The 12,334-nt window shown below is 29.5% G+C and carries 12 protein-coding genes; all 12 read left to right on the forward strand.

Translation table 11 applies throughout. From position 1 onward, the window contains the following. The first annotated feature begins 17 nt into the window (after nt 1-17). The 12 genes from IC173_RS10265 to purH all read left to right on the forward strand — a co-directional run bounded on the left by IC173_RS10265 (nt 18) and on the right by purH (nt 12,327). Nucleotides 18-2,048, forward strand: a complete 2,031-nt coding sequence (locus tag IC173_RS10265) for a PTS sugar transporter subunit IIA (protein WP_227836188.1) — start codon at nt 18-20, stop codon at nt 2,046-2,048. Next, entirely contained in the window at nt 2,045-2,497 is a 453-nt protein-coding gene (locus tag IC173_RS10270) for a PTS sugar transporter subunit IIA (RefSeq protein WP_227434628.1), read from the forward strand. Before IC173_RS10265 ends, IC173_RS10270 begins: the two co-directional genes overlap by 4 nt. 1 nt (nt 2,498) lies before the next feature. Further along, a complete protein-coding gene (locus tag IC173_RS10275) occupies nt 2,499-3,554 on the forward strand; it encodes a PTS fructose transporter subunit EIIC (RefSeq protein WP_227434629.1) in 1,056 nt (351 codons plus the stop codon). A gap of 78 nt (nt 3,555-3,632) precedes the next feature. After that, nucleotides 3,633-3,941, forward strand: a complete 309-nt coding sequence (locus IC173_RS10280) for a PTS fructose-like transporter subunit IIB (RefSeq protein ID WP_227434630.1) — start codon at nt 3,633-3,635, stop codon at nt 3,939-3,941. Between the two features lie 104 nt (nt 3,942-4,045). Then, nucleotides 4,046-5,311, forward strand: coding sequence for a class II D-tagatose-bisphosphate aldolase non-catalytic subunit (locus IC173_RS10285; RefSeq protein WP_227824848.1), 1,266 nt, complete (start codon nt 4,046-4,048; stop codon nt 5,309-5,311). 87 nt (nt 5,312-5,398) lie between these two features. Beyond that, on the forward strand, nt 5,399-6,109 hold the full coding sequence (locus tag IC173_RS10290; RefSeq protein ID WP_227855502.1) for an HAD family hydrolase: 711 nt from the start codon (nt 5,399-5,401) through the stop codon (nt 6,107-6,109). Between the two features lie 476 nt (nt 6,110-6,585). Then, a complete protein-coding gene (gene purE / locus IC173_RS10295) occupies nt 6,586-7,062 on the forward strand; it encodes a 5-(carboxyamino)imidazole ribonucleotide mutase (protein WP_003420964.1) in 477 nt (158 codons plus the stop codon). A 5-nt stretch (nt 7,063-7,067) separates the two neighbouring features. After that, nucleotides 7,068-7,766, forward strand: coding sequence for a phosphoribosylaminoimidazolesuccinocarboxamide synthase (purC, locus tag IC173_RS10300; RefSeq protein ID WP_227483465.1), 699 nt, complete (start codon nt 7,068-7,070; stop codon nt 7,764-7,766). 11 nt (nt 7,767-7,777) lie between these two features. Continuing rightward, nucleotides 7,778-9,145 carry an amidophosphoribosyltransferase gene (gene purF, locus IC173_RS10305; protein WP_227434634.1) on the forward strand — a complete coding sequence of 456 codons (1,368 nt, stop codon included), beginning with the start codon at nt 7,778-7,780 and terminating at the stop codon, nt 9,143-9,145. Beyond that, the gene (gene purM, locus IC173_RS10310) at nt 9,139-10,215 is read left to right on the forward strand and encodes a phosphoribosylformylglycinamidine cyclo-ligase (RefSeq protein ID WP_227434635.1); all 1,077 of its coding nucleotides are present in this window, start codon (nt 9,139-9,141) and stop codon (nt 10,213-10,215) included. The genes purF and purM overlap by 7 nt, the downstream gene beginning before the upstream one ends. Continuing rightward, entirely contained in the window at nt 10,209-10,802 is a 594-nt protein-coding gene (gene purN / locus IC173_RS10315) for a phosphoribosylglycinamide formyltransferase (RefSeq protein WP_227434636.1), read from the forward strand. Before purM ends, purN begins: the two co-directional genes overlap by 7 nt. Beyond that, a complete protein-coding gene (purH, locus tag IC173_RS10320; protein ID WP_227434637.1) occupies nt 10,795-12,327 on the forward strand; it encodes a bifunctional phosphoribosylaminoimidazolecarboxamide formyltransferase/IMP cyclohydrolase in 1,533 nt (510 codons plus the stop codon). Before purN ends, purH begins: the two co-directional genes overlap by 8 nt. Nucleotides 12,328-12,334 lie beyond the last annotated feature (7 nt).

Here is a 12,334-nt window from a genome sequence, read left to right on the forward strand (position 1 = left end):
TTGAAAGGAGGGAAAATATGATAAGTGGAAGAATGTTACTCATTATGAATTTTCTAAAAGGAAAAGAGAAGACAAGTTATAAGGAAATTAGCCAACAATTAAGTATAGAAGAAAGAAAAGTTAGATATGACATAAATAATTTAAATATAGTTTTACAGTCATTAAATAAACCATTAATACAAAAAATAAATAAAGGTGTACTAATTATTCCTAAGAATTTCCAAGTAGTATATATAGATAATAATGAATATGTATTTTCTTTAACTGAGAGAGTATCTATTATGAAGATTATATCAATGTTTAAAATAGATAAGCTAAATTTAGAAAAGTTGAGCAAAGAATTCCAGGTTTCTAGAAGTTCAATTAAAAACGACCTTAATGTTCTATCAAGTGAATTAGAAAGAAACCAAATAACTATTACATATGATAAGACTTTCAAAATAAGTGGAGATGAAAACACTATATATAAACAAAGACTAAGTATATTAAAATTATATTCTTACCTATTTGGTAAAGAAAAGTCTGATTTAAGTGTGTTTGAGCAGTACTTAGTGAAAATTATTGAACAAATATTCAAGGGGATTTCCTTGAATAATATATATAATTGGTCAATAGATTTACTTTCCAAAATGGATTGGATTTTAAATGATGAATCTTTCACATGGTATGTTTCAAATATTTTTCTTTTTACATGGTACATACATTCAGATGAAAAACATCCTTTGGAATCTTCCTCATTAAGTGAACCATATTTTGAAAATAAATTTGACCAAGAATTTGAACAAATCATTCAAAAGAAATTGACTAAAGAACAAATTTTATTGTTAAAAAGTTTTGTGTTTTTTACAAATAAATATGCAAGTTTAAATGAAGATATGGATTTGATTAGTACAGAAATAATAGTTCAAGATTTAATTTACAATATGTCAGAAATATTGAGTGTTGATTTTAAAGAAGATATGATTCTTTATAAAGGATTGCTTAATCATATTGCCCCATTAATAGAAAGAATCAAGCAAAACATACAGATTTATGAAGAACTATTTCATGTAATACCAGATAAGTATCAATATGTACTTGAAGCTACTAAGGTTTCTGTACAAAAAAATAGGATGTTAAATCAAATAAAAAATGAAAATGAAATAATACTTTTAGCAATACACTTTTTAGGAAGTGTACAAAGAAATGAGAGAAACAATTATAAAAACATATTATTAGTTTGTGGATTTGGATATGGTGTAATTGCTATGTTAAAAGACACTCTAATAAATGATTATCAAATAAATATAGTGGATAGTATTCCAGCATATAAATTACAAGATTATAAGGAATGGGAAAATATCGATTTTATTATAACAACATCAAAGATAGTTGTAACTTTGCCTAAAGTAGTTATTGAGATTAATCCATTTTTGCAGGAAAACGATTATTTAAAACTCGAAGAAAAAGGAATAAAAAGAAAGAATGTCTTGACTAACTATATATCAATCAAAAAAAGGCTGGATTTCTTAGAAGAAGATGCTCAAAAAAGAGTATTGAGTATCATATGGCAGGAGCTTGGATATAGTGATGAGAGAATATTATCTAGACAGCTTAAATTAAGTGATTTAATAGGTGCTGATACTATCAGTATAATTGATAGAGAAGTTAAGTGGGAAGATGCTGTTAAAATTAGTTCAAATATACTTGCTAATTGTGATTTTGTATCAACACAATATGCTGAGAATATTATAGATATTTTAAATAATGTAGGTTTCTATGCTGTAAAAGATGAAGAGTTTGCTTTATTGCATGGAAATGACAGTTCATTAGTTAAAGTAAGTTCAATAAGTTTACTAATATGTAAAGAGCCAATTAGTTTTGGTGATAAAAAGGTTAAAGTTATATTTTGTTTAGCAAGTAGAGATAAGAAAGAGCAAATTCCAGCAATAATTAATTTAACTAAAATGGTTTATAAGACTAATTTTATTAGTATGTTAGAAAGTGCAAGGACAAAAGAAGAAGCAGAAGGTTTAATTCATAAATATGAGGAGGAGGTCACTGTATGAGTAAATTAGTCAATGTAAAATGCTCATTCAAAATGAAAGCAGATTCAAAAGAAGAAGCTATTACATCATTAGTGGATGTAGTATCAAAAGAGGGGTATTTAAGAGATAAAAATCAATTTTTAGAAGATGTTTTAAAGAGAGAGGAAACATTATCAACATATATTGGGCATGGTATAGGTCTACCTCATAGTCAAAGTATAGGTGTCAAAGATTCTTGTATTACAATTGGAAAGTTTGATGTTCCTATTGAATGGACAGAAGAAGGTGAAAAAGTAGACTTGATATTTTTAATATCAGTAACAAAAGATAATGAAAATAATCTTCATTTAAAGATTTTATCAAAACTGGCACGTTTATTGATGCATGAGAGTTTTAGAAATCAAATTAGAGGGGCAGATGAACAAACAGTTTATAATCTTATAAAAGAAAAGATAGGGGAGGAAGATTAAAATGAGGATTTTAAAGTTTTTACAAAAACATCTTATGACAGCAACATCATATATGATTCCATTTGTAGTTGCTGGGGGAATATTATTTGCTTTATCAGTAACATTAAGTGGACAAGCTGCTGTTCCTGAAACTGGATGGTTAGCTAAACTAAATCAAATTGGTGCTGCAGGTCTAGCTTTATTCATTCCAATATTAGGTGGATATATAGCATTTAGTATGGCAGATAAGCCAGGGCTAGCACCAGGTATGATAGGTGCATACTTAGCAAAAGAAGTAAATGCTGGTTTTATAGGTGGTATTATAGCAGGGTTCATAGCAGGATTTGTTGTATTACAACTGAAGAAAATAAAATTAGCTCCTACAATGAGAACTCTAGGTTCCATATTTATTTATCCTTTGCTTGGTACATTGATTACAGGTGGTATAATTGTATTTTTAATTGGAGAACCTATAGCTTCTTTTATGGCATGGATGACGAACTGGTTAAATGGAATGTCTGGTGTTTCAAAGATTCCTTTAGGGGGTATTTTGGGAGGAATGATAGCCTCTGATATGGGTGGTCCTATAAATAAAGTTGCTGCGACTTTTGCTCAAACACAAGTTGATACACTTCCATACTTAATGGGAGGAGTTGGAGTTGCGATTTGTATACCTCCAATTGGATTAGGGTTAGCAACATTATTATTCCCAAAAAAATTTAGTAAAGAAGAAAGAGATTCAGGAAAAGCATCACTTCTAATGGGATGTGTTGGAATCACGGAAGGAGCTATTCCATTTGCAACAGCGGACCCTGTTAGAGTAATTCCTTGTATTATGGCTGGTTCAATTATTGGAAATATTATGGCTTTTTTACTGGGATGTTTAAATCATGCTCCTTGGGGAGGATTGATAGTACTTCCAGTTGTTGATAACAGGTTGGGGTATATAGCATCTGTACTAACTGGAGCAGTTGTTGTCGCAATATTGATGAAATTAGTAAAGAAAGATGTAAAAGAAGATGAAGAAATTGAAGAAGATATAGATGATTCTATTGAACTAATATTTGAAGAATTATAGATATATAAAATAATAAATTAATTTATATAAAATTGTAAGAAAATTATATAGAACTATAAATTTAAAGGAGATAAAGATATGAAAATTGTAGCAGTAACATCTTGTCCTAGTGGAGTAGCCCATACTTATATGTCAGCTGAATCACTTGAATTATCAGCAAAAAAATTTGGTATAGAAATAAAGGTTGAAACTCAAGGAAGCTCTGGAATAGATAATGAGTTGTCAATTAAAGAAATTGAAGAAGCAACTTGTGTAATATTAACTAATGATGTTGAGATTAGAAATATGGAGCGTTTTAAAGGCAAGAAAGTAGTAAGAATGAGTGTGTCTGATATTATTAAAAAATCTGATGCATTAATTAAGAAAATAAAAGATACTTTTCAATAAAGTTTGATTTGTTTTACATATAACATAAAGATGTTTTTATTGAAAATTTTATTAAAAGCATCTTTGAAAACATCTTAAAAAATAGAATAAAAGGAGATATAGTAATGAAAAAATTACCAATAAAAACTGTCGTACAACGATTACTAGACTTACAAGAAGAGGGGAAAAGTGCAACACTTTTAGGGATTGGTCCTATGTCACCTAACTTGTTACAAGCGAGTTTTGAATTAGCAAAAGATGATGATTTTCCTTTAATGTTTATTGCAAGTAGAAATCAAGTAGATGCAGACGAGCTAGGAGGAGGTTATGTAAATGGTTGGAATCAAGAAACATTTACAAGAGATATTAAGAAAATAGCTGATGAAGTGGGATTTGATGGCTTATATTACTTGTGCAGAGACCATGGAGGACCATGGCAAAGAGATAAAGAGAGAAATGACCATTTACCTGTTGACAAAGCTATGGAATTAGGGAAAAAATCTTATTTAGCTGATATTGAGGCAGGTTTTGATTTATTAATGATTGACCCTACAAAAGACCCATTTGAAATGGGAAAAGTGATTCCATTGGATATAGTGTTAGAACGAACTGTAGAATTAATTGAATATTGCGAAAAAGAAAGAAAAAGACTTAATTTGCCAGAGATAGGATATGAAGTTGGGACAGAGGAAACAAATGGAGGCTTAACTTCAACTGAGACATATGAAACATTTATAACTAGATTAAAAGTTGAACTTGAAAAGAGAGATTTGCCAATGCCAACATTTATAGTTGGTCAGACAGGTACTCTAACTAGAAAAACAGAACAAGTAGGCACTTTTAACTTTAAGAATGCTTATGATTTAGCTCAAATGGCTAAAAAGTATGGAGTTGGGTTAAAGGAACATAATGGAGATTATTTGGATGATGTGACTTTATTAGAACATATACCATCTCAAATTATTGCGACAAATGTTGCTCCTCAATATGGTACTGAAGAGACTAGAGCATACTTAAAGCTAGCAGAAGTTGAAAGAAAACTAAAGGAAGAAGGATTAATTGAAAAGACTTCAAATATTAGACATGTTCTTCTTGTAGATGCTATTGAATGTGGACGTTGGAGAAAATGGGTGATAGGAGAACAGAAAAATCTAACTACTGAAGAAATCTTTAAGGATGAAGTTTTATCTAATGAAATATTAGATATTGCAGGTCACTATACATTCAATAATGATGATGTTAAAAGAGAGATAGAAATGCTTTATAGTAATTTAAGAAAAAATAACATCAATGGTCAAAGATTTGTTGTAGACCATATTAAGCGTCCTTTACGTGATTATGCAGAATGTTATAATCTAAAAGGTGTAACTACTAGAATTTTAAATAAATAATAGGACTTATAGTGGTAGGTATTGTTATACTAGGTATTTATAGTTATAATTATATTTGCCACTATTAAATTTTGGAGGACTAATATTTTGATTAATTTAATTTTTGATGTAGATGATACTTTATACAATCAGTTAACACCTTTTTATATCGCATATGATAAAGTATTTTCTTCAATAAAGAATATTTCTGTTAAAGATTTATATATCAGTAGCAGAAAGTATAGTGATGAGGTATTTCATTTGACTGAGAGTGGAGAGATGCCAATTGAAAAAATGCATGTGTATAGAATAATGAAAGCTTTTGAAGAGTTAGGAAACCCCATTACAGAAAAAGATGCTCAAAATTTTCAAGATGAGTATATATATCAACAATCACAAATAACTCTAATACCAGAGATGGAGCAAGTTTTGAATTTTGCTAAAGAAAAAAATATTAATATTGGAATTATAACTAATGGACCATCTTCTCATCAAAGAATGAAATTAAAGCAATTAAATATTGAAAAGTGGGTTGATGAAGAGAATATTTTTATTTCTAGTGAAGTTGGCTTTTCTAAGCCAGACATTAATATTTTTAGATTAGCTGAGAAATTTATGGGTTTAGATAGGGCAAATACATATTATATAGGTGACTCTTATAAAAATGATGTAGTAGGTGCTAAAAAAGCTGGATGGAAGAGTATCTGGATGAATCGTAGGGGGAATAGTTTAGAAGATTTGATTTATGAGCCTGATTTTGTAATTTTAGATTATCAAGAAATGAAATTGTTATATAAAAGATTATTTAAGGATGATTAACTATTGGCAAGATATGAATTTATTGATAAAATACAGAATTAAAAATGGCACTTTATATTTTTAAATTAACAACTATAAAATTATACACTAATGAAAAGGAAGATGATTTATGATAATTAACTTCCTTTTTTAGTATAGACTCTGATACAAGTATGTATAGAAATGAGTATTTTACTGAATTATAAATCTTATAATTTAAAAAATACTATGTAAGTTTACTTTAAAATTATATGAAATATATTTATTTATCAAAAAATAATAAATAAATGGAAAGTAATTTTATTAGGTATCAAAAAAAGCGAATAAAGTTCGGTATGGGGCGAATAAAAAAAATACAAGTAATATTTTTTTTAAAAAATTTCAAAAAAGAGTTGATAATATGTGTATATTAATATAAAATTTAAGGTGTATCATTCGTATAATGATACGAATGATTTAAAATGTAAAATAACTTATAAACGGAGAGGGGAAGTCTAATGAAAGTAGCAGTAGTTATGGGTTCAAAATCAGATTATCCAAAATTAGAAGAAGGGATAAAACTGCTTGAAAAATATGGAATAGAAGTTGTAGCAAGAGCATTATCTGCTCATAGAACACCAGAACAACTTTCAACATTCCTAAAAGAAATAGAAGATGATACAGATGTAATAATAGCAGCAGCAGGAAAAGCAGCACATCTACCAGGTGTAATAGCTTCACAAACTCTAATTCCAGTAATAGGATTGCCTATTAAATCATCAACTATGGATGGATTAGACTCACTTTTATCAATAGTTCAAATGCCAAAAGGAATACCAGTTGCAACAGTTACAATAGATTTAGGTTTAAATGCAGCTTTATTGGCATTACAAATAATGACTCTAAAATACCCAAAATTAAAAGAAGATTTGAAATCATATAGAGAAGAAATGGCACAAAAGGTGTTAGAAGACGACAAGAACTTAAGGGGGTAACAGAAATGTTATTATATGAAGGAAAAGCAAAACAAGTATATTCTACAGATAATGAAAACGAATATGTTGTTTATTATAAAGATGATGCAACAGCATTTAATGGAGAAAAAAAAGCAGAAATATCTTCAAAAGGTATACTAAATAATAAAATATCAACAATAATCTTTGAAATGTTAAAAGAAAATAATATAAATACACACTTTATAAAAAGTTTATCAGACAGAGAAATGCTAGTTAAGAAAGTAGAAATTTTACCATTAGAAGTGATAGTAAGAAATATTGCTGCTGGTTCTATCTGCAAAAGAGTTGGTCTTGAAGAAGGTGTAGTTTTCGATGAGCCAATCTTTGAAATAAGCTATAAAAACGATGATTATGGTGACCCAATGCTAAATGACGATTATGCAGTGGCAATGAAATTAGCAACTAGAGAAGAATTGAAATTCTTAAGAGAAGAAACTCTAAAAATAAATGAATTGCTAAAAACATTCTTCTTAAAATTAAACCTAAAGTTAGTTGACTTTAAAATAGAATTTGGTAAAGATTCAGAAGGAAACATAATATTGGCAGATGAAGTATCACCAGACACTTGTAGACTTTGGGATGTAAACACAAATGAAAAATTAGACAAAGACAGATTTAGAAGAGACCTTGGAGACCTTGTAGAAGGTTATATGGAAGTACTTTCGAGAATGAATAATAAATAGGAGGCAAATGTATGTGTGGAGTTTTAGGGATTTACTCTAATAAAGATGTAACTAAAGAACTATATTATTCTTTATATTCTATGCAACACAGAGGGCAGGAAAGCTGTGGTTTAGCTCTTTTAGATGATGGAGAAATTAAGTACAAAAAAGATATGGGATTAGTTGGAGATGTTTTTAAGGAAAGTGAATTATCTAAGTTAAAAGGAAATATAGGTATTGGACATGTTAGATATTCAACAGCTGGAGGAAGTCATGTTTCTAACTGTCAGCCTTTAGTTGGAAGTTGCAGAAAAAGACAATTAGCTATAGCTCATAATGGAAATCTAGTAAATGCAAATTATTTAAAAGATATGCTAGAAGAAGATGGATATATGTTCCAAACTAATTCAGATACAGAAGTAATTTTATATATACTTGCAAGATATTACAAAGGTGATATAGTAGAAAGTTTAAAAGTAACAATGGACTATATCAAAGGTGCATATGCCCTTGTAATAATGAGTCAAGATGAATTGGTTGCAGTTAGAGATCCACATGGATTCAGACCTCTTGTACTTGGTAAAAAGGGCGATGAATATATATTTGCATCAGAAAATTGTGCAATAGACATACTTGGCGGAGAAGTTATAAGAGATGTAGAGCCAGGAGAAATAATAGTAGTTAAAGATGGTGAATTAAAATCATATTTTTATTCAGAAAATTATAAACCAGTTAAGAAAAGTTGTATATTTGAACACATATACTTTGCAAGAAATGATGCAACTATAGATAATGTAAATGCATATGAGTTCAGAATTAAATGTGGGGAAAGATTAGCTCAAGATGAAAATGTAAAAGCAGATGTAGTAGTTCCAGTTCCTGATTCAGGTTGGCCAGGAGCTATTGGTTATGCAAATGCTAGTGGATTAAAAATAAGTGAAGGTCTAGTTAAAAATAGATATGTAGGAAGAACATTTATAAAACCTACACAAGAGGAAAGAGAAATAGCTGTAAAAATAAAATTAAATCCTCTTTCAACAGTAATAAAAGGAAAATCTATAATTTTAGTAGATGATTCAATAGTAAGAGGAACTACATCTAAACAGTTAGTAAAATCTTTAAGAGAAGCAGGAGCAAAAGAAATTCATCTTAGAATAACATCTCCTCCAGTAGCTTACTCTTGTTATTATGGAATAGATACTCCAAATCGCTCTAAGTTAATTGCATCAAGTAACAACGTAGAAGAAATGAGAGAATATATTGGATGTGATAGTTTAAAATTCCTAGATATAGAAGGAATGTTAGATGCAGCAGAACATAAGTCTACTTTCTGTAAAGCTTGTTTTGATGGAGAATACCCAGTTAAAAAAATTGATAAGGAGGAACTACTTTCATGTTAACATATAAAGAATCAGGTGTAGATATAGATGAAGGAAATAGAGCAGTAGACCTTATAAAAGGTAAAATTAAAGGAACTTATGATGGAAATGTAGTTGGAGATTTAGGAAACTTTAGTGGATTATACAGTTTAAAAGATTTTGTGGGAATGAAAGAACCAGTTTTGCTTGCATCTACAGATGGTGTTGGGACTAAGTTAAAAATAGCTCAAATGATGGACAAGCATGATACTGTTGGAATAGATTTAGTTGCAATGTGTGTAAATGATTTAATATGTCAAGGTGCTAAGCCATTATTCTTCCTTGATTATATAGCTCTTGGAAAATTAGTTCCTGAGCATATAGAAAAAGTAGTTGGTGGAATAGCAGATGGCTGTAAGATGTCTGGTTGTGCACTAATTGGTGGAGAAACTGCTGAAATGCCTGGAATGTATGGAGATGATGATTATGATTTAGCAGGATTCTCTGTAGGTATAGCTGACAAAGAAAAGATTGTTTCTGGAAATGATGTTAAATCAGGAGATGTATTAGTTGGTATATCTTCAAGTGGAGTACACAGTAATGGATTTTCTTTTATAAGAAAGATATTCTTAGAAACTTATGATTATAAGATGGAACAATATGTAGAAGAACTAGGAATGACAGTTGGGGAAGCACTTTTAACACCAACTAAAATATATGTTAAGTTAGCTTTAGATGTATTAGCTAAACATGATATAAAAGCTATAGCTCACATAACTGGTGGAGGGCTTATAGAAAATATAACAAGAGTTATACCTAAAGGATTAGGATTAGACATCAATAAAAAATCTTGGGAGAAGCCTCCTATATTTAAAATGATAGAAGGTTTTAATGCTGTAGATGAGAGAGAACTTCATAAGAGTTTTAACATGGGTATTGGACTAGTTTTAATAGTAGATAAAGAAAATGCCAACGATGTTGTAAACTTTATAAATAATAGAGAAAATGACAATGCTGCTTATGTAGATAAAAAGTATAGTGAATTATTAGAAGATAAAGCATATATAATTGGTGAAGTAGTAGATAGTCATGAAGGTGTAGAATTATGCTAAATATAGGAGTTTTGATATCTGGTGGAGGAACAAATTTACAAGCAGTTATAGATGGTACTGAGTCTGGAAAAATAAAAGGTCAGGTTAAAGTAGTTATCTCAAGTAAGCAAGATGCTTATGGTTTAGAGAGAGCTAAAAATCATAACATAAAGGCAATTTGTGAAACTAATGAAGACAAGATAATAGAAATTCTTAAAGAAAATAAAATAGATTTAGTAGTTTTGGCTGGTTATTTAAAAATAATCAGCCCAAAGCTGGTTAATGAGTTTAGAAACAAAATGATAAACATACATCCATCATTAATTCCTTCATTTTGTGGGGCTGGATTCTATGGAGAAAGAGTCCATCAGGGAGTAATAGATTATGGGGCTAAAGTAACTGGTGCTACAGTTCATTTTGTGGATGAAGGTGCTGATACTGGACCAATAATAATGCAAGATGTAGTTAAGGTAAATCAAGATGATGATGCAAAAACACTTGCAAAAAGAGTGTTAGAAGTTGAACATAGGATTTTGGAAGAGAGTTTAAGTCTTTTTTGTGAAAATAAATTAAAACTTCAAGGTAGGAGAGTGTTTATAAATGAGTAAGAGAGCTTTAATAAGTGTAACTGACAAAACAGGTGTAGTTGAATTTGCTAAAGAATTAAATAAGTTAGACTATGAAATTATATCTACAGGAAATACTTTTAAGACATTAAAAGAAAATGGAGTTAATGTAATGCAAGTTGAAGATGTTACAAACTTCCCAGAAATATTGGATGGAAGAGTAAAAACATTAAATCCATATATACATGGTGGAATACTTTATAAAAGAGACAAAGAATCTCATGTAGAAACTGTGAATGAACATAAAATACATTCAATAGATTTAGTAGCTGTAAATCTATACGATTTTGAAGGAACTTTAAAAGCTGGGAAAAGCCACGATGAAATGATAGAAAATATAGATATCGGTGGACCATCTATGATACGTTCTGCTGCTAAAAACTATAAAGATGTAATAGTAGTAGTAGATATAAAAGATTATGATTCTATAATAGAAAAATTAAAAACAGAGACAATGACATTAGAAGATAGAAAAAAATTATCATATAAAGCTTTCTCAACTACAGGAAGATATGATGCTTTAATATCTAGCTATTTTGCTGGAGAAGTAGGAGATACATATCCTGACATATTAAATTTAACTTTCCAAAAAGAACAAACTTTAAGATATGGAGAAAATCCACATCAAAATGGTTTCTTATATTCACAATCAAATGCAAAAAATCCAATCTTAAATTATGAACAACTAGGTGGTAAAGAACTTTCTTTCAACAACTTAAATGATTTACATGGTTGCTTAGAAGTTATGAGAGAATTTAAAGACAGTGAAGAAGTAGTTTCAGTAGCTATAAAACATGCTAATTCATGTGGTGTAGGATTAGGAAAAGATGCTTTTGAAGCATATACAAAATGTTATGAAGCAGATAAAGTATCAATCTTTGGTGGAATAGTAGGAATAACTTCCACTATAGACAAAGCTACAGCAGAGAAATTAAATGAAATATTCTTAGAAATAGTAGTAGCATACGATTTTGAACCAGAAGCATTAGAGATACTTAAACAAAAGAAAAATCTAAGAATCTTAAAATTAGCTAAGATAGAAAATAGTTTACAACCATATGAAATGAAATACTTAGATGGAAAATTATTGATACAAGATAGAAACAATACATTAGCAGAAAAAAGTGAAAATGTAACAAAAGCAAAACCAACAGATGAGCAACTTAAAGACATGGAATTTGGTATGAGAGTGGTAAAAAATATGAAGTCAAATGCAATTGCAATAGTAAAAAATGGTCAAACTCTAGCTCTAGGTTGTGGACAAACATCAAGAATTTGGGCATTAAAAAATGCTCTTGAAAATAATAAAGATAAAGATTTTACAGGAGCTGTTTTAGCATCAGATGCATTTTTCCCATTTGATGATTGTGTAACATTAGCTCATGAATATGGAATATCAGCAGTAGTTCAGCCAGGTGGTTCTATAAAAGATAAAGATTCAATAGAAGCTTGTGATAAGTATGATATGGTTATGGTATTTACAGGAATAAGACACTTCAAACACTAAGGAGGAT

The sequence above is a fragment of the Clostridioides sp. ES-S-0048-02 genome (assembly GCF_020658495.1).
Lineage (GTDB): Bacteria > Bacillota > Clostridia > Peptostreptococcales > Peptostreptococcaceae > Clostridioides.